General features: G+C 29.2%; 34 protein-coding genes, 2 tRNA genes, 2 rRNA genes and 1 other RNA gene. 30 read left to right on the top strand and 9 right to left on the bottom strand.

Translation table 11 applies throughout. The features are described 5' to 3' along the window. Nucleotides 1-16 precede the first annotated feature (16 nt). From rplP to rplQ, 20 genes are all read left to right on the top strand, one after another. Entirely contained in the window at nucleotides 17-427 is a 411-nt protein-coding gene (rplP, locus tag AB4W64_RS02660) for a 50S ribosomal protein L16 (RefSeq protein ID WP_367677946.1), read from the top strand. Continuing rightward, entirely contained in the window at nucleotides 427-624 is a 198-nt protein-coding gene (rpmC, locus tag AB4W64_RS02655) for a 50S ribosomal protein L29 (RefSeq protein ID WP_367677945.1), read from the top strand. The genes rplP and rpmC overlap by 1 nt, the downstream gene beginning before the upstream one ends. After that, nucleotides 621-875, top strand: a complete 255-nt coding sequence (rpsQ, locus tag AB4W64_RS02650) for a 30S ribosomal protein S17 (RefSeq protein WP_367678300.1) — start codon at nucleotides 621-623, stop codon at nucleotides 873-875. The genes rpmC and rpsQ overlap by 4 nt, the downstream gene beginning before the upstream one ends. Before the next feature lie 136 nt (nucleotides 876-1,011). Further along, the gene (rplN, locus tag AB4W64_RS02645; protein WP_367677944.1) at nucleotides 1,012-1,380 is read left to right on the top strand and encodes a 50S ribosomal protein L14; all 369 of its coding nucleotides are present in this window, start codon (nucleotides 1,012-1,014) and stop codon (nucleotides 1,378-1,380) included. 25 nt (nucleotides 1,381-1,405) lie between these two features. Continuing rightward, nucleotides 1,406-1,720, top strand: a complete 315-nt coding sequence (gene rplX, locus AB4W64_RS02640; RefSeq protein WP_367677943.1) for a 50S ribosomal protein L24 — start codon at nucleotides 1,406-1,408, stop codon at nucleotides 1,718-1,720. Nucleotides 1,721-1,734: 14 nt separating this feature from the next. Next, nucleotides 1,735-2,274 (top strand): 50S ribosomal protein L5, encoded by a 540-nt coding sequence (gene rplE / locus AB4W64_RS02635; RefSeq protein ID WP_367677942.1) that lies wholly within the window; start codon nucleotides 1,735-1,737, stop codon nucleotides 2,272-2,274. Nucleotides 2,275-2,289: 15 nt separating this feature from the next. Further along, nucleotides 2,290-2,595, top strand: a complete 306-nt coding sequence (rpsN, locus tag AB4W64_RS02630; RefSeq protein WP_367677941.1) for a 30S ribosomal protein S14 — start codon at nucleotides 2,290-2,292, stop codon at nucleotides 2,593-2,595. 30 nt (nucleotides 2,596-2,625) lie between these two features. Beyond that, nucleotides 2,626-3,018: a 30S ribosomal protein S8 gene (rpsH, locus tag AB4W64_RS02625; protein WP_367677940.1), complete on the top strand. Its 393-nt coding sequence runs from the start codon at nucleotides 2,626-2,628 to the stop codon at nucleotides 3,016-3,018. Between the two features lie 20 nt (nucleotides 3,019-3,038). After that, a complete protein-coding gene (gene rplF, locus AB4W64_RS02620) occupies nucleotides 3,039-3,575 on the top strand; it encodes a 50S ribosomal protein L6 (protein ID WP_367677939.1) in 537 nt (178 codons plus the stop codon). A 1-nt stretch (nucleotide 3,576) separates the two neighbouring features. Further along, complete coding sequence (gene rplR, locus AB4W64_RS02615; protein WP_367677938.1) at nucleotides 3,577-3,945, top strand: 50S ribosomal protein L18; 369 nt, start codon at nucleotides 3,577-3,579, stop codon at nucleotides 3,943-3,945. A gap of 16 nt (nucleotides 3,946-3,961) precedes the next feature. Further along, a complete protein-coding gene (gene rpsE, locus AB4W64_RS02610; RefSeq protein WP_367677937.1) occupies nucleotides 3,962-4,465 on the top strand; it encodes a 30S ribosomal protein S5 in 504 nt (167 codons plus the stop codon). A 10-nt stretch (nucleotides 4,466-4,475) separates the two neighbouring features. After that, nucleotides 4,476-4,655 (top strand): 50S ribosomal protein L30, encoded by a 180-nt coding sequence (gene rpmD, locus AB4W64_RS02605; RefSeq protein WP_367677936.1) that lies wholly within the window; start codon nucleotides 4,476-4,478, stop codon nucleotides 4,653-4,655. 4 nt (nucleotides 4,656-4,659) lie between these two features. Continuing rightward, nucleotides 4,660-5,094 (top strand): 50S ribosomal protein L15, encoded by a 435-nt coding sequence (gene rplO / locus AB4W64_RS02600; protein ID WP_367677935.1) that lies wholly within the window; start codon nucleotides 4,660-4,662, stop codon nucleotides 5,092-5,094. A 10-nt stretch (nucleotides 5,095-5,104) separates the two neighbouring features. Further along, nucleotides 5,105-6,424 (top strand): preprotein translocase subunit SecY, encoded by a 1,320-nt coding sequence (gene secY, locus AB4W64_RS02595; RefSeq protein ID WP_367677934.1) that lies wholly within the window; start codon nucleotides 5,105-5,107, stop codon nucleotides 6,422-6,424. Between the two features lie 38 nt (nucleotides 6,425-6,462). Next, nucleotides 6,463-6,579 carry a 50S ribosomal protein L36 gene (gene rpmJ / locus AB4W64_RS02590; RefSeq protein WP_367677933.1) on the top strand — a complete coding sequence of 39 codons (117 nt, stop codon included), beginning with the start codon at nucleotides 6,463-6,465 and terminating at the stop codon, nucleotides 6,577-6,579. 95 nt (nucleotides 6,580-6,674) lie between these two features. Then, nucleotides 6,675-7,031, top strand: coding sequence for a 30S ribosomal protein S13 (gene rpsM, locus AB4W64_RS02585; RefSeq protein ID WP_367677932.1), 357 nt, complete (start codon nucleotides 6,675-6,677; stop codon nucleotides 7,029-7,031). Between the two features lie 17 nt (nucleotides 7,032-7,048). Beyond that, the gene (rpsK, locus tag AB4W64_RS02580; protein WP_367677931.1) at nucleotides 7,049-7,441 is read left to right on the top strand and encodes a 30S ribosomal protein S11; all 393 of its coding nucleotides are present in this window, start codon (nucleotides 7,049-7,051) and stop codon (nucleotides 7,439-7,441) included. Between the two features lie 25 nt (nucleotides 7,442-7,466). Beyond that, nucleotides 7,467-8,087, top strand: a complete 621-nt coding sequence (gene rpsD, locus AB4W64_RS02575) for a 30S ribosomal protein S4 (protein ID WP_367677930.1) — start codon at nucleotides 7,467-7,469, stop codon at nucleotides 8,085-8,087. A gap of 29 nt (nucleotides 8,088-8,116) precedes the next feature. Continuing rightward, nucleotides 8,117-9,106, top strand: coding sequence for a DNA-directed RNA polymerase subunit alpha (gene rpoA, locus AB4W64_RS02570; protein WP_367677929.1), 990 nt, complete (start codon nucleotides 8,117-8,119; stop codon nucleotides 9,104-9,106). Nucleotides 9,107-9,146: 40 nt separating this feature from the next. Beyond that, nucleotides 9,147-9,539, top strand: coding sequence for a 50S ribosomal protein L17 (gene rplQ, locus AB4W64_RS02565; RefSeq protein ID WP_367677928.1), 393 nt, complete (start codon nucleotides 9,147-9,149; stop codon nucleotides 9,537-9,539). Between the two features lie 169 nt (nucleotides 9,540-9,708). On the opposite strand, the gene fmt is transcribed toward rplQ, so the two are convergent. Both fmt and def read right to left on the bottom strand, forming a co-directional pair. Further along, nucleotides 9,709-10,653: a methionyl-tRNA formyltransferase gene (fmt, locus tag AB4W64_RS02560; protein WP_367677927.1), complete on the bottom strand. Its 945-nt coding sequence runs from the start codon at nucleotides 10,651-10,653 to the stop codon at nucleotides 9,709-9,711. A gap of 19 nt (nucleotides 10,654-10,672) precedes the next feature. Beyond that, nucleotides 10,673-11,179, bottom strand: coding sequence for a peptide deformylase (gene def / locus AB4W64_RS02555; RefSeq protein ID WP_367677926.1), 507 nt, complete (start codon nucleotides 11,177-11,179; stop codon nucleotides 10,673-10,675). A gap of 235 nt (nucleotides 11,180-11,414) precedes the next feature. On the opposite strand from def, the gene AB4W64_RS02550 reads away from it, so the two are divergent. From AB4W64_RS02550 to cspE, 7 genes are all read left to right on the top strand, one after another. Next, nucleotides 11,415-11,888, top strand: coding sequence for a DUF494 family protein (locus tag AB4W64_RS02550; protein ID WP_367677925.1), 474 nt, complete (start codon nucleotides 11,415-11,417; stop codon nucleotides 11,886-11,888). Nucleotides 11,889-11,981: 93 nt separating this feature from the next. Further along, nucleotides 11,982-12,509: a Sua5/YciO/YrdC/YwlC family protein gene (locus tag AB4W64_RS02545; protein ID WP_367678299.1), complete on the top strand. Its 528-nt coding sequence runs from the start codon at nucleotides 11,982-11,984 to the stop codon at nucleotides 12,507-12,509. Beyond that, nucleotides 12,502-13,341, top strand: a complete 840-nt coding sequence (aroE, locus tag AB4W64_RS02540; protein ID WP_367677924.1) for a shikimate dehydrogenase — start codon at nucleotides 12,502-12,504, stop codon at nucleotides 13,339-13,341. Before AB4W64_RS02545 ends, aroE begins: the two co-directional genes overlap by 8 nt. Before the next feature lie 159 nt (nucleotides 13,342-13,500). Beyond that, nucleotides 13,501-13,573, top strand: a tRNA-Glu gene (locus AB4W64_RS02535). A gap of 169 nt (nucleotides 13,574-13,742) precedes the next feature. Then, nucleotides 13,743-16,664, top strand: a 23S ribosomal RNA gene (locus AB4W64_RS02530). A gap of 105 nt (nucleotides 16,665-16,769) precedes the next feature. After that, nucleotides 16,770-16,885, top strand: a 5S ribosomal RNA gene (gene rrf / locus AB4W64_RS02525). Nucleotides 16,886-17,095: 210 nt separating this feature from the next. Then, complete coding sequence (gene cspE / locus AB4W64_RS02520) at nucleotides 17,096-17,305, top strand: transcription antiterminator/RNA stability regulator CspE (protein ID WP_025369112.1); 210 nt, start codon at nucleotides 17,096-17,098, stop codon at nucleotides 17,303-17,305. 117 nt (nucleotides 17,306-17,422) lie between these two features. On the opposite strand, the gene ybeD is transcribed toward cspE, so the two are convergent. Beyond that, complete coding sequence (gene ybeD, locus AB4W64_RS02515) at nucleotides 17,423-17,686, bottom strand: DUF493 family protein YbeD (RefSeq protein ID WP_367677923.1); 264 nt, start codon at nucleotides 17,684-17,686, stop codon at nucleotides 17,423-17,425. A 253-nt stretch (nucleotides 17,687-17,939) separates the two neighbouring features. On the opposite strand from ybeD, the gene cysS reads away from it, so the two are divergent. Next, nucleotides 17,940-19,328 carry a cysteine--tRNA ligase gene (gene cysS, locus AB4W64_RS02510; protein WP_367677922.1) on the top strand — a complete coding sequence of 463 codons (1,389 nt, stop codon included), beginning with the start codon at nucleotides 17,940-17,942 and terminating at the stop codon, nucleotides 19,326-19,328. Between the two features lie 20 nt (nucleotides 19,329-19,348). Here the strand turns inward: cysS and folD are convergent, their stop codons facing one another. After that, nucleotides 19,349-20,206 carry a bifunctional methylenetetrahydrofolate dehydrogenase/methenyltetrahydrofolate cyclohydrolase FolD gene (folD, locus tag AB4W64_RS02505; RefSeq protein ID WP_367677921.1) on the bottom strand — a complete coding sequence of 286 codons (858 nt, stop codon included), beginning with the start codon at nucleotides 20,204-20,206 and terminating at the stop codon, nucleotides 19,349-19,351. 150 nt (nucleotides 20,207-20,356) lie between these two features. Here folD and AB4W64_RS02500 point away from each other — a divergent pair. Further along, nucleotides 20,357-20,430 (top strand) — tRNA-Arg (locus AB4W64_RS02500). Nucleotides 20,431-20,446: 16 nt separating this feature from the next. Here the strand turns inward: AB4W64_RS02500 and adk are convergent. From adk to dnaX, 5 genes are all read right to left on the bottom strand, one after another. Continuing rightward, complete coding sequence (gene adk, locus AB4W64_RS02495) at nucleotides 20,447-21,106, bottom strand: adenylate kinase (protein ID WP_367677920.1); 660 nt, start codon at nucleotides 21,104-21,106, stop codon at nucleotides 20,447-20,449. Between the two features lie 77 nt (nucleotides 21,107-21,183). Further along, nucleotides 21,184-23,061: a molecular chaperone HtpG gene (gene htpG / locus AB4W64_RS02490; protein WP_367677919.1), complete on the bottom strand. Its 1,878-nt coding sequence runs from the start codon at nucleotides 23,059-23,061 to the stop codon at nucleotides 21,184-21,186. A 127-nt stretch (nucleotides 23,062-23,188) separates the two neighbouring features. Next, the gene (locus AB4W64_RS02485; protein WP_367677918.1) at nucleotides 23,189-23,521 is read right to left on the bottom strand and encodes a YbaB/EbfC family nucleoid-associated protein; all 333 of its coding nucleotides are present in this window, start codon (nucleotides 23,519-23,521) and stop codon (nucleotides 23,189-23,191) included. 47 nt (nucleotides 23,522-23,568) lie between these two features. Continuing rightward, complete coding sequence (locus AB4W64_RS02480; protein ID WP_367677917.1) at nucleotides 23,569-24,198, bottom strand: DNA polymerase III subunit gamma/tau C-terminal domain-containing protein; 630 nt, start codon at nucleotides 24,196-24,198, stop codon at nucleotides 23,569-23,571. Nucleotides 24,199-24,279: 81 nt separating this feature from the next. Continuing rightward, nucleotides 24,280-25,365 carry a DNA polymerase III subunit gamma/tau gene (gene dnaX / locus AB4W64_RS02475; RefSeq protein WP_367677916.1) on the bottom strand — a complete coding sequence of 362 codons (1,086 nt, stop codon included), beginning with the start codon at nucleotides 25,363-25,365 and terminating at the stop codon, nucleotides 24,280-24,282. 164 nt (nucleotides 25,366-25,529) lie between these two features. On the opposite strand from dnaX, the gene ffs reads away from it, so the two are divergent. Then, nucleotides 25,530-25,625, top strand: an RNA gene (gene ffs / locus AB4W64_RS02470) — signal recognition particle sRNA small type. Nucleotides 25,626-25,627 lie beyond the last annotated feature (2 nt).

Below are 25,627 nucleotides of genomic sequence, written 5' to 3'. Positions count from 1 at the left end.
CAAAGAGAGTCTACCAATGTTGCAACCAAAACGTACTAAATTTCGAAAAATGCATAAAGGTCGCAATCGTGGACTAGCTTCTGGTACTAGTGTTGATTTTGGTTCTTTTGGTCTAAAAGCCACTAGTCGAGGACGTTTAACGGCTCGTCAAATCGAATCTGCAAGAAGAGCTATAACTCGTTGTATTAAAAGACAAGGCAAGATGTGGATACGTATATTTCCTGATAAACCTATAACTCAGAAACCATTGGAAGTAAGAATGGGTAAAGGAAAAGGAAATGTTGAGTATTGGGTTGCTTTAATACAACCGGGTAAAATTCTTTATGAATTAGATGGTGTTACTGAAGAAGAATCTCGTGAAGCATTTAAATTAGCCGCTTCAAAATTGCCAATTAAAACTACTTTTGTAAATAAAATGGTGATGTAATGAAAGTTATAACAGTATTTCGAAAAAAAAATAAAAAAGATCTTAAAATAGAGCTGTTAGAATTATTACGTGAGAAATTTAATCTACGTATGCAATCTGTATCTGGAAAATTAAAACAACCTCATTTATTACGGAAAGTTCGACGAAATATTGCACAATTAAAAACTTTATTAACTGAAAAGGACATCATAAAATAATGGAAAATATTCGAACTTTACAAGGTCGAGTAATCAGTAACAAGATGCAAAAATCTGCGGTTGTTGCTATTGAGCGTTTTGTAAAACATGCTATTTATGGAAAATTCATTAAACGTACTACGAAATTACATATTCATGATGAAAAAAATGAATGTGCTATTGGTGATTTAATAGAAATTAGAGAATCTCGTCCAATTTCTAAAACAAAGTCTTGGGTTTTGGTGCGTATTATTGAAAAAACTATTTTTTAAATATTTTTAAAAACATGAACAAACTCACGTCTGCTCATGTTTCTGTTCATATAAAAAAAGCAGTGTTATAATAAAATTATTTTACATTAGTAATTTTATAGCTATTTAAAATTGCAAAGTTAAGGTGTTTAAAATTATGGTTCAAGAACAAACAATTTTATATGTAGCTGATAACTCTGGAGCACGTTCTGCTATGTGTATTAAAGTATTAGGTGGTTCTCGCCGACGATATGCAGGTATTGGAGATATAATTAAGATAACAATTAAAGAAGCAATTCCAAGAGGTAAAGTAAAAAAAGGAGAAGTTCTTAAAGCAGTAGTAGTAAGGACCAAAAAAGGAGTAAGGCGATCTGATGGATCAGTAATTCGTTTTGATAGAAACGCTTGTGTTGTACTGAACAATAATGAACAACCTATAGGTACTCGTATCTTTGGGCCTGTTACTCGCGAATTGAGAACAGAAAAATTTATGAAAATTATTTCATTAGCACCAGAAGTTCTTTAATAATAACATTTTCAAGGAATAAAAAATGGCATCAAAGTTACGTCGTAATGATGAAGTTATTATATTAACTGGTAAAGATAAAGGGAAAAAAGGTGTTATTAAAAATATTTTATCTACACATAAAGCAATTGTTAATGGTGTAAATATAATTAAAAAACATCAAAAACCAGTTCCATCTCAAAATAAAAGCGGTGGTATCATAGAAAAAGAAGCACCTATTCAAATATCAAATATTGCTATTTTTAATCCTGAATCTAAAAAAGCAGATCGTGTTGGTTTTAGATTTGAAGAAGGAAAAAAAGTTCGTTTTTTCAAATCTAATAGTAAAACGATTAAATAGAATGGAGTAATATAATGGCAACATTGTATGATTATTATAAATTAAAAGTAACAAAAAAACTTATGCTTGAACTAAATTATAGTTCTATTATGCAGGTTCCTAAAATTGATAAAATTACCTTAAATATGGGTGTAGGCGCTGCTGCTTCTGATAAAAAAGTTTTAGATTATGCTGTTTCGGATCTTACAGCAATATCTGGACAAAAACCGCTAATCACTAAAGCTCGTAAATCTGTTGCTGGTTTTAAAATTCGTCAAGGTTATCCTATTGGCTGCAAAGTTACATTACGTGGTCAGAGGAAATGGGATTTTTTTGAACGTTTAATTATTATTGCAGTTCCAAGAATTCGTGATTTTCGTGGTTTATCAATCAATTCTTTTGATGGTCACGGAAATTATAGTTTAGGAATACGTGAGCAGATCATTTTCCCTGAGATTGATTATGATAAAGTAGATCGAGTTCGTGGCTTAGATGTAACGATAACTACTACTGCTACATCTGATCATGAGGGTCGTTTATTATTATCTGCTTTTAATTTTCCTTTTCGTAAATAATAAAAAGGTAATTCAATGGCTAAACAATCAATGAAGGCAAGAGAAGTTAAACGTGTAAAATTAGCTAATAAGTTTTACATACAGCGTGTTGAATTAAAAAATATTATTTCTAACATGCTTCTTCCAGAAGAAGAACGTTGGAATGCTGTTTTGAAATTACAATCTTTTCCTCGTGATTCTAGTCCATCACGTCAAAGAAATAGATGTCGTCAAACTGGTCGGCCGCATGCTTTTTTACGTAAATTTGGATTAAGTCGCATTAAAGTTAGAGAAGCAGCTATGAAAGGTGAAATACCTGGTTTAAAAAAAGCTAGTTGGTAAAAAATAATTTTTCATATTTTGGAGTTTAAAATGAGTATGCAAGATCCAGTATCAGATATGTTAACTCGTATTCGAAACGGTCAATCAGCTAACAAATATTCTGTTACAATGCCTTCCTCGAAATTAAAAAAATCAATTGTTAAATTGTTAAAACAGGAAGGTTATATTAAAGATTTTAATATTACAGGTGATTCTAAACTAATATTAAAAGTAATTTTAAAATATTTTAAAGGAAAATCTGTAATAGAAACGATTCAACGTGTCAGTCGTCCTAGTTTAAGAATATACAAAAAAAAGAATAATTTACCTAAAGTCATGGCTGGTTTGGGAATAGCAGTAATTTCTACTTCTCAAGGAGTTATGACAGATCGTATGGCTCGTCAAGAAGGTCTTGGCGGTGAAGTCATTTGTTATGTAGCTTAGAAATAATGATTGGAGGAAGAATGTCTCGTGTTGCTAAATGTCCTATTTTTGTTCCTTCTGATATTGACGTTCAATTAGATTCACAAGTAGTATTGATTAAAGGGAAATATGGACATCTTTCACGTACTATTCATCGATCAGTTAAAATACAATATTTAAATAATCAAATAGTTTTTTCACCACGTTTGTCTTTTTCTGATGCTTGGGCGCAGGCTGGAACTGCAAGAGCTCTTATAAATTCCATGATTATAGGTGTTTCAAAAAGATTTAGTAAAAAATTGCATTTTTCTGGGGTGGGATATCGTGTTTCAATCACAAAAGAAAATACAATTAACATGTCATTAGGTTATTCTCATGTTATTACATATTGTTTACCTAAAAATATTGCTGTAGAAAATCCATCTCCAACAGAGATTATTGTTAAAGGAATAGATAAACAACTAGTTGGACAAATTGCTGCAAATTTACGTTCTTATCGTATACCGGAACCTTATAAAGGAAAAGGAATTCGTTATTCAGATGAAGTGGTACGTATAAAAGAGGCAAAGAAGAAATAAAATGACTTTTTCTAGAAAAAATAAAATCAATTCTCGTATACGTCGATCTATGAAAGCACGTCTTAAAATTAAAGCTTTAAAAGCTGTTCGATTAGTAGTACATCGAACTTCACGTCATATATATGCTCAAATAATTTCCTCTACAGAATCAAAAGTTTTAGTATTTGCTTCCACTTTAGAAAAAAACATAAGTTCTAATATAAAATATACAGGAAATAAAGAAGCGGCGCAAATAGTGGGTAAAATTATTGCAGAACGAGCCTTGTCAAAAGGAATATATAATGTTTCTTTTGATCGATCTGGTTTTAAGTATCATGGTCGTATACAAGTTTTAGCAGAATCTGCACGTAAATTTGGATTAAAGTTTTAAGGTGAAAAATAATAGAATGGCTAATTTTGAAAAAAAAAATAATAGTGATTTACAAGAAAAGTTAATTACAGTTAACCGTGTTTCAAAAACTGTTAAAGGTGGTCGTATATTTTCCTTTACAGCATTAACTGTGGTAGGGAATGGAGACGGTCGAGTTGGTTTTGGATATGGTAAAGCACGTGAAGTACCTGCTGCTATTCAGAAAGCAATGGAAAAAGCTCGACGTAATATGATTACTATACCATTAGTTAATAAAACTTTACAACATTCATTAAAAGGATCTCATACTGGATCAAATGTTTTTATGAAACCTGCTTCTGATGGAACTGGAATTATTGCAGGAGGAGCAATGCGTGCAGTATTGGAAGTGGCAGGTATACATAATGTATTAGCTAAAACTTACGGTTCTACTAATCCAATCAATGTAGTTCGAGCTACAATGAATGGTTTAGTCAATATGAAGTCTCCAGAAATGGTAGCTGCTAAAAGAAACAAACGTCTTGAAGACATATTAGGATAAATTTTATCTAATGAAAAATATAAAAATTACTCAAATAAAAAGTTCTATAGGCAGAATACCAAAACATAAAAAAACATTAATCGGACTTGGATTACGTTATGTCGGACATACTGTAATACGTGAAAATACATCTGCCATTCAAGGTATGATAAAAAAGATTTCTTATATTTTAAAAGTACAAGAGGAATAAAAAAATGTATTTAAATACTCTTTCTCCAGCTTTTGGAGCGCGTTTAAATCGAAAACGATTAGGACGAGGTATTGGATCAGGTTTTGGAAAAACATCTGGTCGTGGTCACAAAGGTCAAAAATCTAGATCAGGAAGTAGTATTCGTCGTGGTTTTGAAGGAGGCCAAATGCCTTTGTATAGAAGACTACCAAAATTTGGATTTAATTCTCGAAAAAAGAATATAAAAGCAGAAGTTCGTTTGTCAGACATCTCAAATTTATCTACTAATATCATTGATATTGATATATTAAAAAAAGAAAACATTATTAAAAAAAATATTAAACAAGTCAAAATAATTCTTTCTGGAAAATTAACAATTGCTTTGACAATACGAGGTTTACTTGTAACAAAGGGCGCTCGTGCTAATATTGAAAATATTGGTGGTAAAATTGAAGGATAAATGATAAATAATGGTAAAGCAATTAGGATCAAATATAAAGAATACTAAAAAAAATATCAGTGAGCTAAAACAAAGGGTTGTTTTTGTTATCATAGCTTTAATTATTTTTCGTATTGGCTCTTTTATTCCTATTCCTGGAATTGATACTACAATTTTATCAACAATATTAAATAATCAAAAAGGTACTATTGTTGATATGTTTAATATGTTTTCTGGTGGTGCCTTGAGTCGCGCTTCTATTTTTTCTTTAGGTATTATGCCGTATATATCAGCTTCTATTATTATTCAATTATTAACATTGGTATATCCAACTTTATCTGAAATAAAAAAAGAAGGGGAATCGGGACGTCATAAAATAAATCAATATACTAGATATGCTACTTTAATATTAGCCATTATTCAATCGATTGGAATTTCTACTAGTCTTCCTAATATAATAGGCATTCATACTATTATAGTACATGCTGATTTTTATTTTTATTTAACAGCAGTAATTAGTTTAGTAGCCGGTACTATTTTTTTAATGTGGTTAGGGGAATTAATCACAGAGTGTGGCATTGGAAATGGTATTTCAATTATTATTTTTATAGGAATAATAGCTGGTTTGCCATCAGCAATCAGTAACACTATTGAACAAACAAGACAAGGTAGTTTGCATATTTTATTTTTTTTATTAATTTTAGCATTAATTTTTTTAGTTATTTTTCTTGTAGTGTTTGTTGAGCGTGGTCAAAGAAAAATTGTTGTACATTATGCACAGCGACAAAAAGGTCGACGTATTTATGCTTCTCAAAGTACTCATTTACCTTTAAAAGTAAATATGTCGGGTGTAATACCAGCAATTTTTGCTTCTAGTATAGTTCTTTTTCCAGTAACAGTTATATCATGGTTTAAAATCAGTCATAATTATTCATGGTTACAAACCATATCATTTTATTTACAACCTAATCAACCGTTGTATTTAATTTTATATGTATCAGCGATAGTATTTTTTTGTTTTTTTTATACCGAGTTAGTATTTAATCCTCGTGAAACAGCAGATAATTTAAAAAAATCAGGTGCATTTATTTCAGGTATAAGACCTGGTGAACAGACAGCAAAATATATTAATAAAATTATGTTAAGATTGACGTTGGTAGGCTCTATATATATTACATTTATTTGTTTAATGCCTGAATTTATGAGAAGTGTTATGAATGTTCCATTTTATTTTGGTGGAACTTCATTATTAATTGTTGTTGTAGTTGTTATAGATTTTATTGCTCAAATTCAAACATTAATAATGTCTAGTCAATATGACTCTATTTTAAAAAAAGCTAATCTAAATTAAATATTTAGAATATTACAATAAAATATCAAGGGAAAAAAGTGAAAGTACAAGCTTCTGTAAAAATACTTTGTCGAAAATGTAAAATAATACGAAGAAATAATGTTATAAGAGTCATTTGTAGTAATGATCCTAAACACAAACAACGTCAAGGATAATTTTTTATCAATTATACAAAAAATTTTGTACTAATATTTTATTATACTTAATTTTTATTTTTATATTTGATAGCACTCACATAGGATTAGATCATATGGCACGTATTGCAGGTATTAATATTCCTGAAAATAAACATACTATAATTGCATTAACTGCAATATACGGAATTGGTAAAAAACGTTCTAAATTAATTTGTCTTCTTGCTAATATTCCTGAAAATTCTAAAATTACTGATTTAAACGAAGAACAAATTGAACTATTAAGGATAAATGTTGCAAAATATGTTATTGAAGGTGATTTAAGAAGAGAAAGAACTTTAAATATTAAACGTTTAATTGATCTCAGTTGTTATCGTGGTTTACGTCATCGTAGGAATCTTCCTGTACATGGACAAAGAACTAAAACTAATGCTAGAACTTGTAAAGGTCCTCGAAAACCAATAAAAAAATAATTTAGGTAAATGTTATCATGGTAAAAAATTCAACAGCTCGTACACGTAAACGTGTAAAAAAACAAATTTTAGATGGCATAGCCCATGTACATGCATCTTTTAATAATACTATTGTTACTATTACAGATAGACAAGGAAATGCCTTGGGTTGGGCTACTTCTGGTGGTTCTGGTTTTAGAGGATCTCGAAAATCTACTCCCTTTGCTGCTCAAATTGCGGCTGAACGTTGTGCTGAAATAGTAAAAGATTATGGTATAAAAAATTTAGAAGTGATGGTTAAGGGCCCTGGTCCAGGTAGAGAATCTACTATTCGAGCTTTAAATGCTGCTGGATTTCGTATTACAAATATTACTGATGTAACACCGATTCCTCATAATGGTTGCCGTCCTCCTAAAAAGCGTCGTGTTTGATTTTTAGGAATTACTGGAGAAGAAAATGGCAAAATATTTAGGTCCAAAATTAAAATTAAGTCGACGTGAAGGTACTGATTTGTTTTTAAAATCAGGACTGCGTTCTATAGAATCAAAATGTAAATTAGAACAACCTCCAGGACAACATGGTATTCGAAAACCTAGATTGTCTGACTATGCTGTGCAGTTACGTGAAAAACAAAAAGTACGACGTTTATATGGTGTTTTAGAACGTCAATTTAAAATATATTATAAAATGGCTGCTAGTTATAAAGGTAATACTGGAGAAAATTTATTACTTTTCTTAGAAAGAAGATTAGATAATGTAGTTTATCGTATGGGTTTTGGTTGTACGCGAGCTGAATCAAGACAATTAATCAATCATAAATCTATTTTAGTGAATAATAAAATTGTTAATATTGCTTCATATCAAATATCTCCTAATGATCGTATATCTATTAGAGATAAATCTAAAAATCAATCACGAATCAAAGCGTCTTTAGAATTAGTTGAACAAAGAGAAAAACCAATTTGGTTAGAAGTAGATTTAAATAAAATGGAAGGTATTTTTAAGCGTTTTCCTGAACGTTCTGATTTATCTGCAGAAATCAATGAACATTTGATTGTTGAACTTTATTCCAAGTAATAAAGTTTGCTATTCAAAGAGAGGATTATATGCATAATTCTAGTATTGGTTTTTTAAAACCAAGATTAGTTGATATTGAACAAATTAGTACAACTCATACTAAAGTTACTTTAGAGCCATTAGAAAGAGGTTTTGGTCATACACTTGGAAACGCACTTCGCAGAATTCTTCTTTCTTCTATGCCTGGATGTGCAGTTACTGAAGTTGAAATTGATGGGGTACTTCATGAATATAGTACTAAAGAAGGAATTCAAGAAGATGTTTTAGAAATTTTATTGAATTTAAAAGGATTAGCTGTAAAAGTATATGGTAAAGATGAGGTTATTCTTACATTGCATAAATCTGGTATTGGTTCTGTTACTGCTGCAGATATCGTACATGATGGTGATGTTGAAATTATTAAACCAGAACATGTTATTTGTAATTTAACATACGAAAATTCTTCTATTAAAATGAGAATAAAAGTACAACGTGGAAGAGGCTATATTCCTGCTGCTGCTAGAGTGCATTCAGAAGATGATGTGCGACCGATCGGTTGTTTACTAGTTGACGCTTGTTATAGTCCTATAGATAGAATCTCTTATAATGTAGAAGCTGCACGTGTAGAACAAAGAACTGATTTAGATAAATTAATAATTGAGATGGAGACTAATGGTACAATTGATCCAGAAGAAGCGATTCGACGTGCTGCTACTATTTTATCAGAACAATTAGAAGCATTTGTTGATTTAAGAGATGTTAGTGAACCTGAGGTTAAAGAAGAAAAACCTGAGTTTGAACCGATTCTATTGCGTCCAGTAGATGATTTAGAACTTACAGTTCGTTCTGCTAATTGTCTTAAAGCTGAATCAATACACTATATTGGTGATTTAGTACAGAGAACTGAAGTGGAACTTTTAAAAACTCCTAATTTAGGTAAAAAATCTTTAACTGAAATTAAAGATATATTAGCTTCTCGCAGTTTATCTCTTGGTATGAGATTAGAAAATTGGCCACCATCAAGCATTATAGATGAATAATATCTATTTATATTGATATTTTAATAAAAGGAATAAATTTATGCGTCATCGAAAAAGTGGTCGTCAATTAAATCGTAATCGTAGCCATCTTAATGCTATGTTAAAAAATATGGCGTGCTCATTATTTATGCATGAAATTATAAAAACAACATTGGCTAAAGCAAAAGAACTCCGTCGAATTGTTGAACCAATGATCACTTTATCTAAAATAGATACAGTTGCACATAGAAGATTATTATTTTCTCGTATTCGTGACAATGAGGTAGTGTCTAAATTATTCAAAACATTAGGGCCTAGTTTTTTAAATAGATTAGGAGGTTACACACGTATTTTAAAATGTGGATTTCGATCTGGTGATAAGGCTCCAATGGCTTATATAGAATTAGTAGATCGCGTTAAAAAAGATAAGAAAAAAGAGATAATAGAAAAATAAAATATAATTGATAATTATAATAAAATTTTTTTATATATTTTCTAAATTATAAAAAATGTTTGTTTTTATATATATATATAGCAAACGGAAAGATACCGTTTGCTTACCTAGCATAAAAAATATTTTTTTTCAAGTAAAAAATACTACTCTAAAGATATTAATAATTTTTTTATATAATGTTACCAGTTTTAAATAAACTTTTTTTTGAAAGAAGAATGTGTTTTGCATCCATTATTTTTTTTCCAGGTAATTGTAATTTTTCAATATTTAATATTTGATCAGATGTATTTACTTGTATGCCATTATTATTAGATAATATAATTTCTCCTATGCAAGCATTTTTTTTTGTACAAGGAATTACTGTTGCTTGCCATACTTTTATCATCTTGTTTTCTATTATAAAATAACAGGTAGGCCATGGATTAAATGCACGTATTAAACGCTCTAATTCTGTAGCTTTTGTATTCCAGTTTAAAAGACCGTCTTTTTTATATATTTTTTTTGAAAAAACTGCATTTTTTTCATCTTGTTTTCTTTCGATAATCGTATGATTATTAATTTTTTCTAAAACTTTTAATAACGCTTTTATTCCAATTTTTATTAATTTTAATGACAAACTATAAGTCGTATCTTTTATTGAGATATCACATTTTATTGCATATATAATTGTTCCAGAATCAATTTTTTCATTCATAGTAATGATACTAATACCTGTTTTTTTATCGCCATGTAAAATTGCTGATTGAATTGGAGTAGCACCTCTCCATCGTGGTAATAGCGAAGCATGTACATTAATACATCCTTTTGGAAACATAGTAAGAATTTTTTTTGGTATAATCTTACCATAAGATACTACAATCATTATATCTGCATTAAATAATAAGAGTTTTTGTTGAAATATTTTATTATTTAAGTCTATAGGTTGTAATATAGGAATATTATTTATGATGGATATTTTTTTTACAGGAGAAAAAGTAATTTTTTGTCCTCTTCCAGACGGAACATCTGGCTGGCTAATTACTAAGATTATTTGATATGAAGCATTAATTAATGCTTTGAGATGTTCTGCAGAAAAATATGCAGTACCAGCAAAAATAATTTTTAATTTTTTCAAATTGATTTAATTCCTGTAATTAAAAAGTTTTTCTTTTTTCTATTTTTTCAAATTTCTTTTTGAGTCTTTCTTGTTTAAATTTTGATAAATAATCAATAAATAGCTTGCCTTTAAGGTGATCTATTTCATGTTGTATGCAAATAGATATAATTGAATCTGTTTCTATTTCTATTTTTTCACCATCTAAATTGATAGCTTGAACTTTTATATAATTTGCTCTTGGAACAGAAGCGCGATATTCTGGGATTGACAAACATCCTTCTTCAATGCTTATATTACCTGATTTTTTGATAATTTTAGGATTAATTAATACCAGATTGTTTTTATTTTTTTCCATTTTATTGATAACTATAATTTGTAATTGAATATTTACTTGAGTCGCTGCTAAACCAATTCCTTCTTCTTTCTGCATTGTATCAATCATATTACTTGCAATATTTTTTATTTTTTTGTTAATTTTATTTACAGGTTTAGCTATAAGTCGTAAACGTTCATCTGGATAATATAGTATTTTTAAAAAAGACATATGTATTTAAATATAAAATTATTGAATTTTATATATTAGTATAGACTTTTTTATTATAATTTAAAGTTTACTGATATTATTTTTATAAATTTTTTAATAATTCTATTTATGAAAATTTATTTACAGTAGATTATAATAATTTACATATTATGTATTAACAATACTAATAATAAAGTTATATGTAAAATGTATATTACTAAACATTTAAATTGTTTAATATGTGATTGAGGATGTAATGTTTGATATATTAATATATTTATTTGAAACTTATGTGCATAGTGAATCAAAAATTTCTATTGATTATGATAGCCTAACAAATGATTTATCAAATATAGGATTTAAACAAAAAGATATTTATAATGCTTTACGTTGGTTAAAAAATTTATCTTCTTATAAAAAGAATATTATTTCATCTATAAATACATTATCAAAACAAATTTCTATGCGAATTTACACAAAAGAAGAATCTTTTAAGTTAAATGCTGATTGTCGTGGTTTTATACTTTTTTTAGAACAGTTAGAGATATTAACATTAGATACACGAGAAATGATTATCGAAAGAATTATGGATTTAGATATTAACGAATTACATCTTGAAGATTTAAAATGGATTATATTAATTGTGTTATTTAATGTTCCTGGATGTGAAGTAGTTTATCAAAAACTTGAAAATTTATTGTTTAATTTCAAAGAAGAAGTAATTCATTAAATATCTTAATAAAAAATAATATAATTTTTTTATAGTGAGAAAGTATTGATGGAAAAATATTATTTTTCAACTTCGTTACTTCATTGTATAAAGATATTAAATAGTGAAAATGTAATTGCATATCCGACAGAATCAATGTTTGCATTGGGTTGTGACCCTAGCAGTGAAATAGCTGTAAAAAAATTATTAAATTTAAAAAAAAGAAGTATAGAAAAGGGTTTAATATTAGTAGCTTCTAATTTTGATCAAATCAAAATGTATATTAATGAAAAATGTTTATTAAAGAAACAAAGAAAAAAAATGTTTTTACATTGGCCAGGACCATTTACGTTTTTACTACCAGCACATCCTAAAGCGCCTTATTGGTTGACTGGTAAATTTAATACTATAGCTGTCAGAATAAGTGCTCATATTGAAATAATAAAATTATGTAATGCTTTTGGAAAAGCCTTGATATCTACAAGTGCCAATATTACTAATATGAATCCATGTGTGACTTGTGAGGAACTTTTTAAAGTTTTTGGAAAAGATTTTCCATTATTACATGGGAAAATAGGTTGTAATAAGTATCCTTCTAAAATTATTAATATTATTAATGGAAAGTTAATTAGAAATGTTTAAAAACAAAAAATTTAATTATGCTTTATTTGGTAATCCTATAAATCATAGTAAATCTCCTTACATTCATAATTTTTTTTCAAAACAAACAGGTCTTGTTCATAATTACACAGCTTTTAATGTACCATTAAGTAATCTTTTTTCTTTTTTATCTGATTTTTTTAAACAAGAGGGATGCGGAGCAAATATTACCGCACCATTTAAAGAAGAAGCTTTTTTTTTATGTAATAAATTAACAGAAAGAGCTAAAATTGCTCAATCTGTTAATACATTAAAAAAAATAAATAATACATGTATTTTAGGCGATAATACTGATGGGATTGGTTTGTTATCTGATTTAATAAGATTAAATTTTATAAAAAAAAAATATTCAGTATTAATACTTGGTGCTGGTGGTGCAGTTAAAGGTGTAATTTCCCCTCTTTTATCTTTTGGATGTTCAATATTTATTTTAAATAGAACTGTTGCAAATGCTCAAAAAATAGTGACTCAATTCCATAAATATGGAAAAATAAATATTTTTAATGAATTTTTATTAGGTGAAAAAAAATTTGATTTAGTCATTAATGCTACATCTAAAAATATTACAAAAACAGAATATTTTTTTCCTTTATCTTTTGTTTCTTCTAAAACTTTTTTTTATGATATGAATTATCAAATTGATAATACACCTTTTATAAATTGGTGTATTAAAACAGGGCACACATTTGTTTCTAATGGAATTGGTATGTTAGTTTTTCAAGCTGCTCATTCTTTTTTATTGTGGCATAATCAGTTTCCAAAAACAGATTATATTATTAATTTTTTAAGTAAGAAGAAATTAAATGATATTTAATATTTTTGATCTTCACTTTTTAACAAGTATTTTTTTATAAAAGTTTTGTTTGTGTGATTAAAAATAAAGATACTAAAGAAAATACTTGACTCTTGTTTTTGTGATCTGTATTATTTAGCAGTAGTATTTTAGAAACAATAAAAATTTTTACGATAAATAGTCCCCTTCGTCTAGAGGTCTAGGACATCGCCCTTTCACGGCGACAACAGGGGTTCAAATCCCCTAGGGGACGATAAATAAAAAATTATTTTAAAATAATATATACTAATTTAAATTATTGTGTTATCCTCAAAATAACTTGTAAAATTAAATTAAATTTTAATTAATAAAAAGCTCTTTAAAAATTCGGAAAACAAGCATAAATAACTTATTTTTTTAAGAAAAACACCTGTGGGTTGTAAGGTTAAGCAAATAAGCGTACATGGTGAATGCCTTGGCAGTCAGAGGCGATGAAGGACGTGCAAATCTGCGAAAAGCGTCGGTAAGCTGATATGAAGCGCAATAACCGTCGATATCCGAATGGGGAAACCCGATGCAATAAAATGCATCATTATTAACTGAATTAAATAAGTTAATAAAGCAAACCAAGGGAACTGAAACATCTAAGTACCTTGAGGAAAAGAAATCAACCGAGATTCCCTTAGTAGTGGCGAGCGAAAGGGGAACAGCCCAGAACTACAATCAATTTAAATTATAGTAAAATGATTTGGAAAATTCAGCGATACAAGGTGATAGCCCAGTATACAAAATAATTTACATTGTGAGTTCGAAAAGTAGAGCGGGACACGAGAAATCCTGTTTGAATATGGGGGGACCATCCTCCAAGGCTAAATACTCCTGACTGACCGATAGTGAACTAGTACCGTAAGGGAAAGGCGAAAAGAACCCCGGCGAGGGGAGTGAAATAGAACCTGAAACCGTGTACGTACAAGCAGTGGGAGCATATTTTTTTTAAAAATAATTTGTGACTGCGTACCTTTTGTATAATGGGTCAGCGACTTGTACTCTGTAGCAAGGTTAACCAAATAGGGGAGCCGAAGGGAAACCGAGTCCTAAATAGGCGTTAAGTTTCAGGGTACAGACCCGAAACCCGGTGATCTAGCCACGGGCAGGTTGAAGGTTGGGTAAAACCAACTGGAGGACCGAACCGACTGATGTTGAAAAATCAGCGGATGACCTATGGCTAGGGGTGAAAGGCCAATCAAACCGGGAGATAGCTGGTTCTCCCCGAAAGCTATTTAGGTAGCGCCTCGTGAATTCATCTACGGGGGTAGAGCACTGTTTCGGCTAGGGGGCCATCCCGGCTTACCAACCCGATGCAAACTCCGAATACCGTAGAATGCTATCACGGGAGACACACAGCGGGTGCTAACGTTCGTTGTGGAAAGGGAAACAACCCAGACCGCCAGCTAAGGTCCCAAAGTCATAGTTAAGTGGGAAACGATGTGGGAAGGCATAAACAGCCAGGATGTTGGCTTAGAAGCAGCCATCATTTAAAGAAAGCGTAATAGCTCACTGGTCAAGTCGGCCTGCGCGGAAGATGTAACGGGGCTCAAACTATGCACCGAAGCTGCGGCAGCATAAACATTTTGTTTTTGCTGGGTAGGGGAGCGTTCTGTAAGCCAACGAAGATATATTGTAAAATATATTGGAGGTATCAGAAGTGCGAATGCTGACATGAGTAACGATAAAGCAGGTGAAAAACCTGCTCGCCGAAAAACCAAGGTTTCCTGTCCAACGTTAATCGGGGCAGGGTAAGCCGACCCCTAAGGCGAGGCTGAAAAGCGTAGTCGATGGACAACAGGTTAATATTCCTGTGCTTAATATTACTGCGAAGTGGGGACGAAGAAGGTTAAGTTATCCAGGCGACGGTCGTCCTGGTTTAAATGTGTAGGTATGATAATTAGGCAAATCCGGTTATCTTTAATCTGAGGCATGATGACGAATCACTAAGGTGATGAAGTAACTAATACCACGCTTCCAAGAAAAGCCTCTAAGCATCAGGTAAAATTAAATCGTACCCTAAACCGACACAGGTGGTTAGGTAGAGAATACTAAGGCGCTTGAGAGAACCCAGGTGAAGGAACTAGGCAAAATAGTGCCGTAACTTCGGGAGAAGGCACGCTAGTATTAAGTGAAAGAATTAACTTCTATAGCTGAAACTAGTCGAAGATACCAGCTGGCTGCAACTGTTTATTAAAAACACAGCACTGTGCAAACACGAAAGTGGAAGTATACGGTGTGACGCCTGCCCGGTGCCGGAAGGTTAATCGAAGGAGTCAAAGGAAACTTAAAGCTCTAGACTGAAGCCCCGGTAAACGGCGGCCGTAACTATAACGGTCCTAAGGTAGCGAAATTCCTTGTCGGGTAAGTTCCGACCTGCACGAATGGCGTAATGATGGCCAGGCTGTCTCCACCTGGGACTCAGTGAAATTGAAATTGCTGTGAAGATGCAGTATATCCGCGGCAAGACGGAAAGACCCCGTGAACCTTTACTATAGCTTGACACTGAATTCTAAATTTTAATGTGTAGGATAGGTGGGAGGCTATGAAATTAAATCGCTAGTTTTAATGGAGCCAAACTTGAAATACCACCCTTTAAAATTCGGTATTCTAACCTAGTGCCGTAATCCGGTACAGAGACAGTGTCTGGTGGGTAGTTTGACTGGGGCGGTCTCCTCCCAAAGAGTAACGGAGGAGTACGAAGATTGGCTAATCACGGTCGGACATCGTGAGGTTAGTGCAAAGGCATAAGCCAGTTTGACTGTGAGCGTGATAACGCGAGCAGGTGCGAAAGCAGGTCTTAGTGATCCGGTGGTTCTGAATGGAAGGGCCATCGCTCAACGGATAAAAGGTACTCCGGGGATAACAGGCTGATACCGCCCAAGAGTTCATATCGACGGCGGTGTTTGGCACCTCGATGTCGGCTCATCACATCCTGGGGCTGAAGCAGGTCCCAAGGGTATGGCTGTTCGCCATTTAAAGTGGTACGCGAGCTGGGTTTAGAACGTCGTGAGACAGTTCGGTCCCTATCTGCCGTGGGCGTTGGAAGATTGAGGGGGGCTGCTTCTAGTACGAGAGGACCGAAGTGGACGCATCACTGGTGTTCGGGTTGTCATGCCAATGGCATTGCCCGGTAGCTAAATGCGGAAAAGATAAGCGCTGAACGCATATAAGCACGAAACTTGCCCCAAGATAAATCTTCCCTGAAACAGAAATGTTTACTGAAGGGACGTTGAAGACTACGACGTTGATAGGCTAGGTGTGTAAGCATAGTGATATGTTGAGCTAACTAGTACTAATGACCCGAGAGGCTTAACCTTACAACACCAGAGGTGTTTTTTAAAATAAATTTAATAAAAAAAGCTTGTTTTACTGAATTTATTACTGTATAAATGTATTTTAATAACACTAAATTTATTAAAATGCCTGGTAAAAATAGTGTAGTGGTACCACCTGAATCCATTCCGAACTCAGAAGTGAAACGCTTCAACGCCAATGGTAGTACGGGGCCTCCCCGTGTGAGAGTAGGTAAAATCCAGGCAAAAAAAACCCGAAATTTTTTTCGGGTTTTTTTGTATTTAAAATAAATTACTTTCTAGCTAACAATAGATTTACATGTTAATCTATTTAGAATTTAATTTTTTTTTAAATTATGATTTTTTATATTTGTTTTTAAAATAAAAAATCATTAATAATTATGTATTAATCTTTTTTTTAATTTAGTATATTTTTTCATGTGAAGGTAATTTAGATGTCCAAGATTAAAGGTAATGTTAAGTGGTTTAATGAATCTAAAGGTTTTGGATTTATTACTCCAGAAGATGGAAGTAAAGATGTATTTGTACATTTTTCAGCTATACAAAGTAATGGATTTAAAACTTTAGCAGAAGGTCAAAGTGTTGAGTTTGAAATTACTGAAGGAGCAAAAGGACCATCTGCTGCTAACGTTGTTAGTTTGTAAAAAATTATTTAATGTTATAAAAATATGGGCATAAATATGGTTTTTAATAAACATAATTATGTTCTTTATAGTACGGCTCTTTAATAGGGCTGTACTATATTAAAATAAACGTTTTTCTCATAAAACCATTCTAACTATATTAATTTTACTAATTTCATGATATAGAATTTCGATTTGTTCAAAATTTTTAGCACATATTGTAATAGAAACAGAAAGATAGTTGCCTCTGTTGCTCGATTTAACTTGAGGTGTATAATCTCCAGGAATCTGAATTTGAATGACTTTTATTATTTGGTCTATAAGTTCGGGTTGCGCTAACCCAATAATCTTATAAGTAAAAAAACAAGGGAATGTTAACATTTCTCTTAATTTTGTTTTCATCATTAATTCCAGATTTTTTCATAATTTTAGATGAAATTTTAAAATATTATATAATTACGTGAATAAAAACTCTATTTTTTTAAAAAAAAATAAGTTTTTTTATTTATAAAATATATTAAAAAATATTTAAGACATTTTTTTATTCAAACTTCTAATAAATCATAATAATTTATCAGTTTAGCACATTGATAATATAGAAAATAACATATTTCATGTTATTTTCTTAAAATATATTTTTTTTAGGATATAAATCATGTTAAAAATTTTTAATACGCTGACTAGAAAAAAAGAAGTTTTTAAACCCATTAAAAAAAACAAAATCAATTTATATGTATGTGGTGTCACTGTATACGATTTTTGTCATATTGGACACGGGCGTACTTTTGTTGCTTTTGACATGATGGTTCGTTATTTACGTCATTCTGGTTTTCACGTAAAATATATTCGTAATATTACTGACATTGATGATAAAATTATTTCGAAATCAATAGAAAATAATATTGATGTTAATGTTTTTACTGATTCGATGATAAAAGAAATGAATCAAGATTTTTTTTCATTAGGTATTTTACCTCCTGATCAAGAACCTCGTGTTACAGATTATGTTAATGATATTATTATAGTAATTATGAAACTAATAAAAAATAAACATGCATATATCAATTGTAATGGCGATGTTATATTTTCTGTAGATAGTGATCATAGTTATGGATCTTTATCTCGACAAACTTTAAAAAAACTGCAATCTGGTTTTCGTGTTCCATTGAATAAAATGAAAAATAATCCTTTAGATTTTATGCTTTGGAAAAAATCTAAAAAAGAAGAATATTCTTGGGATTCTCCATGGGGGAAAGGTCGTCCTGGTTGGCATATTGAATGTAGTACTATGACTAATATTTTTTTTGATAATTTTATAGATATTCATGGAGGTGGTTCTGATCTTCTTTTTCCTCATCATGAAAATGAAAGATCTCAATCTATATCTTTAAATAATAAATCAAAAATAAATTTTTGGATGCATACAGGTGTAGTAATTGTAAATAAACAAAAAATGTCTAAGTCTCTAGGTAATGCTTGTCTTTTAAGAAATATTTTAAAAGATTATAATGCTGAAGTATTGCGTTATTTTTTTCTCTCAACACATTATCGACATCCTATTTATTATTCTGAAAAGAGTGTGCAGCAAGCATACAATTCATTAAAATATTTATATACAGCATTATATAATACTAATCCATATTCTAATGTTGAAGAAGGTAATGATTTTGTATTAGAATTTTATAATGCAATGAATGATGATTTTAATACTCCAAAGGTTTTTTCTATTTTTTTTAAACTAGCTAGCACGATTAATATTTTAAAAATACAAAAAAATATATCTATGACAAATAAACTGTCTTTTGTATTGCGGACTTTAGCTAATTTTTTAGGTTTATTATCACAAGATCCAGAATATTTTTTACAAAAAAAATCTACATTAAATAAATCAATAGTAAAAAAAATTGAATCTTTAATTTTTGAACGAAACATTGCAAGAAAATTCCAATCATGGGAAAAAGCAGATAAGTTAAGAGAAACACTACTTTCTTTAGACATAGTTTTAGAAGATTTACCTCATAAAACAATATGGCGTAAAAAATAATTAAAAATTATGTAATAATTTTAAATATCATGATAGTTTTCACATGCTTCTAATGTATTTTGAAGTAAAGTTGCAACAGTCATCGGACCAACTCCTCCTGGTACAGGAGTAATATAAGATGCTTTTAAACAAGCTGTTTCAAAATCTACGTCACCTACTATACGTCCATTTTTTAATCTGTTGATTCCAACGTCTATCACGATAGATTTATCTTTAATCCATTCTCCTTTTAAAAATTTAGGTTTGCCAACTGCTACAATTAATAAATCTGCATGTGCTACATGTTTTTTCAAATTGGTAGTAAATCGATGTGTTACAGTTGTTGTGCAACCTGCTAATAAAAGTTCTAGACTCATTGGTCTTCCTACTATATTAGATGCTCCTACCATTACTGCATGTAATCCATGAGTTTTGATATTGTTATATTTTAACATTGTTATAATACCTTTCGGTGTGCATGCTCTCAATTTTGGTGTTCTTTGACATAAAGAACCTGTATTGTATGGATGAAAACCGTCTACATCTTTATCCGGTGTAATGCTACTCAAAATTTTTATAGAGTTTATTTTCTTAGGAAGCGGTAATTGTATTAAAATTCCATCTATTTTTTTATCTTGATTTAATTGATTAATTAAATTTAATATTTCTATCTCATGAACATTTTCTGGAAAAGTCCAGCATTCTGAAAAAAAACCAACATTTTTACAAGCTATTTTTTTTTTGTCTACATAAATTTTAGAAGGTGTATTTTCCCCAACTAAAATCATTGCTAATCCAGGTATTTTTTTTCCATTTTTTTTTCTTTGATTAACTTTTTCTAAAATATTTAATTGTATTTTTTTTGCTATTTTATTACCATCTATAATTATTGCTGACATTATTGAGTAACTCGATTAATTTTTAATGTGTTATTTAATAATAAAGTATAAAAAATTATTTTAATATATGTAAACATTATAAAAATATTATTTTAGTTGCATATATATTATTTTAATGTTAAATTTTATTTGATATATAATTGTTATTATGCGTTCTTAGCTCAGTTGGATAGAGCAACGGCCTTCTAAGCCGTAGGTCACAGGTTCAAATCCTGTAGAACGCAAAAAAATGACTCTATTTTATAAAATAAAATTATTTTTTAATATTATATCTATTTTTTTCTTAATAATTAAGGATGAATCAGTAGCGTCAATTTTAAAAAATTTAAGTTTCCCTAATCTTTTTTTATTTTTATAATATTTGATTACTGGATAAGTCATTATTTTATATTCTTTTAATCTTTTTTTGACACTTTCTATTTGATCATCTTTTCTTATAATTAATGGTTCTCCTGTTATATCATCTTTATCTTTTGTTTTTGGTGGATAGAATTTTATATGATATATTCGTCCTGATTGCATATGTATTCTTCTGCCGGATATGCGTTCTAATATTAATTGGTATGGTACTATAAATTCTATAGCACAATCTATGTTTGTTTTATTTGTTTCTAAATAATACGCTTGTTCAATAGTTCTTGGAAATCCATCTAGTAAGAATCCATTACCACAGTCTTTTTTTTGAATTCTTTTTCTTATTAAATTACATACTATTCTATCAGGAACTAATTTTCCTTCTTGAACTATTTTTTGTATCTTTTTTCCTATTCCATCTTTAGAATATATACTTTCTCGTAATATATCACCTGTAGATATTTTTGGAATATTATATTTTTCTGTAATAAACTTTCCTTGCGTTCCTTTACCTGTACCAGGTGCACCTAATAAAACAATTCGCATAATAATTTCTTATTTTATTTTTTAATATATGTTAATTCGTTTTAAGATTACTACTATAATAGTAGTAATCATATTTTTTATTGTGCAAGAAGTAATTTATTCATTCTAGAAATAAATTTATGTGGATTTTCTAAATTACCTTTTTCAGCTAATAAGGCTTGATCTAATAATAATTTAATCCATTCATGTAATTGTTTTTCATCATTAATTAAGGAAATTTTTTTTATTAATATATGTTCTGGATTAATTTCAAAAATATATTTTAATTCAGGAACAGATTGTCCTGCTGCAGAAAACAGTTTAGCCATTTGTGTAGTCATTTCATTAGAATCACTTAACAAAACACATGGCGTTTCTGTTAATCGATGTGTTAATCTTACGTCTTTTACTTTATTTCCAAGTATTTTTTTTGCTTTTTTTAAAAATTCAATTATTTCTGTTGAAAGTTCATTATTATTTATTTTTTTATCTTCTGTTAGTTTGTTCAGTGATAAATCTTCTTTGCTAATAGATTGAAATTTCTTTCCTTCAAATTCAACAAGATAATTCATCATCCATTCATCAATTCGATCTGATAGTAACAGAACATCAATATTTTTTTTGTTAAATAGTTCTAAATGAGGACTACTTTTTGCAGATTTATAACTATCTGCAGTAATATAATATATTTTTTCTTGTTTTAAATCCATATTCTTTATGTATTCTTTTAACGATGTATTTTGTTTAGAACTATTATTTTTCATAGATGCAAATCGTAAAAGATTAGCAATTTTTTCTATGTTTTCGTGATCTTCTGCAGGTCCTTCTTTTAAAATAAGTCCAAATTGGTCCCAGAAAGTTTGATATTTTTCGTTAGAACTTTTTGATAATTTTTCAAGCATGTTTAACGATCTTTTAGTTAATGCTTTTTTTAAATTTTCTGTGATAGAATTGTCTTGTAGTATTTCACGAGAAATATTTAAAGGTAAATCGTTAGAATCAATTAATCCTCTTATAAAACGTAAATAATTAGGAAGAAACTCTTGATAATTATCCATTATATAAACGCGTTTTACATATAACTTTAAACCGTGTTTATTATCTCTATTCCATATATCCCATGCTGCTTTTTTAGGAACAAATAATAGACTAATATATTCTTGATTTCCTTCTACTCTATTATGACTCCATACAAGAGGGCCATTTTGATCGTTAGTTAAATTTTTATAGAAATCTTTGTATTCATCTTCTGTAATATCAGATTTATTGATTGTCCATAATGCCTTAGCTTTATTAATTTGTTCCCAAAAGTAAGTTTTATTTTTTTCATCATAATTTTGAATATGTACTGGTACAGTAATATGATCAGAATATTTGCTAATTATATTTTTAATACGCCAGGTTTCTAGAAATTCTTCTTCCCCTTTTTTTAAAAATAAAGTAATTTCTGTTCCCCTTGTTTTTTTTATAATATTTGTAATATTATATTCTCCTTCGCCTGAAGATTCCCACAATGTTCCTTCATTGTGTTTCGCTCCAGCAAATCTTGTTCTTACAGAAACTTTTTCCGATACAATAAAAGATGAATAGAATCCTACTCCAAATTCTCCAATTAGTTCATTTTTTTGATGCTGTTTTTTTTCTAAAGATTGAAGAAAAGACTTCGTTCCTGATTTTGCAATTGTACCAAGATTATCAATCGTCTCTTTTCGAGTCATACCGATACCATTATCGCTAATGATAAGTGTTTTTTGAGCTTTGTTAATAGATATTTGAATCTTCATATTACTATCATTTTCATATAGTTCTGGCGAGGACATAGATTCAAATCGTAGTTTATCTATTGCATCTGATGCATTTGATATTAGTTCTCGTAGAAAAATTTCTTTATTAGAATATAATGAATGAATCATTAAATGTAGTAATTGTTTTACCTCGGATTGAAAACTATACACTTCTTTTTTTTGTGTTTGCATATAAAATACCTCTTTTATTATGATAATAATATTTTTAGATTAAAACGATTTTTTCAAAATAATATAAATTTTGATGTTTTTATATAAAAAAATATTTTCATAATTTTATATTATTTTTTTTTCACTTTCATACAGGTATATTAAAACCATTTGGAAGTTGCATTCCTGTAGATATAGCGGACATTTTCTTTTTTTGAACTTCAGATATTCTTCGTGCTGCATCATTAAAAGCAGCAGCTGCTAAATCTTCTAGCATATCTTTATCGTCATCGCGAAGTAAACTAGGATCTACTTCGACACGTCTGCAATTATGTGCACCATTAATAGTCACTTTAACTAATCCAGCACCAGCTTCTCCTGTAACTTCCATTTTTGCTATTTCTTCTTGTATTTTAGTCATTTTTTCTTGCATTTGTTGTGCTTGTTTCATTAAATTTCCTAATCCATTTTTAGTAAACATATTATTCTCACTGTTATTAACATTAATTTTTTTATTTTGATTTAAAACTAAATAAAATCAATATTTTTTTGTTGACATTCTATATCAAATTGTTTTTTTAAGAATTGGACATTAGGATCATTTATTAATAATAAATATTCTTTTGATATTTTTTCTGTGTATATTTTTTTAAACCATTGATAAGGAGTTAATCTGTCTTGTACATCTTTTTTTTTAATAATTAATTTAACTCTTTTTTTAGTAATACTGTGAAGATTTTCTTTTAATATAGTCCATGCATTATGTTTGATTAAATGATTATTAGTATTAATTAAATATAGGTACCAACATGATAAGGTATTTTTAAAAAAAGTATTGATTGCTAACTGCTCAGCTATTTTTGATAACTTGTTTAATTGACATATTTTTGCATACCAAGGATCTATTTCTTTAATTTTTTTTAAAATTTTTATATTATTAGTATCTTTAAATATATTTAATTTATAAAAAAAATTTTTGGATTCAAAATCTACTTTTTTACATTTCATTGTTTTTATGTCTTTTTTAATTGACATATTTTTATTTTTTTTTATTAATAATTCATATCTGTTTTTTAATAAAACAATTGTTTCTGGTGAAATATTATTTTGACTGATTGTTTTTTGATATGTTTTATTTTTGATATTTTTATTTGTCATTTTTGTTGTATATAAAATGTAGAATGAATGTGTTTCTTATATTATTTATACATTTTTTCTTTATTTTTCTGGAATATTTTTTTATATTACATTGATAGCACGTAGTAAAGTCATTTCTACTCCTATTTTTTGACTGGGAGAAAATTTTAATTCTCTTCTTCCATTTATTATGATCTGATAACACAATTGGATTTGATTTTTATCTATACTTTTTGCTATTTTTTGAATTTTATTTTTATAATTTCCAGTAATACTTTCTTGCCATGTTAATGGAAAAGATTGTGACATAGAAATATGATATAAAAAATGCAAAATTTCTATTAAAACTTCTTCCCATTCTACTCCTATATTACTTATTTTATTTAATATATACATTGTTTTTTTTGCATTTTTTGTTAGAATTGCATGAGTTAATAAAAAAGAGTATCCTTCAGAAGGAAGACCTAACATTTCTACAATATCTTTTATATTAATTTTTCCATTTCCTAAATTTATAGCATGTTCTAATAAATTAAGTGCATCTCTTATACTTCCTTTAGCATGATGGGATATTTTTTTTAACGAATCTATATCAAACTTAATTGATTCTATTGTTAGAATATATTTTAATAGATTGAAAATATTTTCTTCAGAAAGAATTTTTAATTGAAAAGATAAACAACGAGAAGTTATAGTTTTAGGTATTTTTTCCAGATCTGTAGTTGCTAAAATAAATTTAATATGCTTAGGAGGTTCTTCCAGTGTCTTAAGTAGCGCATTGAAACTATGACGCGAAAGCATATGAACTTCATCGATTAAATATATTTTAAAGCGACTTTTAGTCGGAGCATAATAAATATTATCTAACATTTCTCGCATATCTTCTACTTTTGTCCGAGAAGCTGCATCTATTTCAATGAAGTCTAGACATAATCCTTTTTCTATTTCTTGACAAATAATACACTTCCTACAAGGATTTGATGTAATACCTTTTTGACAATTTAAACTTTTAGCCAATAATCGAGCAATAGTTGTTTTTCCAATTCCTCTAGTGCCAGATAACAACCATGCATGATGAATACGGAGTAAAGATAATTCATTAGATATAGCAGTGACAATATGTTTTTGACCAATTACTTCTTGAAAGGATTGTGGACGCCATTTTCTTGCTAATATTTGATAATTCATGATGACTCATATAAGATAATGTATTTTTTTTATAAAAAGACTATGCTATCAATATTCGTAGTATTATGAAAGTACTGTTATTTATTTTATAAATATTAGTTGTAAATTTCTAGTTTTATCTATAAAATATAAATTCTGATTTTAATGTATAAAATGGAGTTTTCTGTTAGCTCCAAACACTGTAAAATTGAATATTTGGTCAGATCTGGAAAGAAGCAGCCACATCAGCTAATACAGGTGTTTTGATAAAGCTAACAGATTC

The sequence above is a fragment of the Buchnera aphidicola (Brachycaudus tragopogonis) genome (assembly GCF_964059175.1).
GTDB classification, from domain to species: Bacteria; Pseudomonadota; Gammaproteobacteria; order Enterobacterales; family Enterobacteriaceae; genus Buchnera; species Buchnera aphidicola_BM.
Note: the sequence above shows the minus strand (reverse complement) of the source record. Positions and strands in the feature narration are given on the sequence as shown.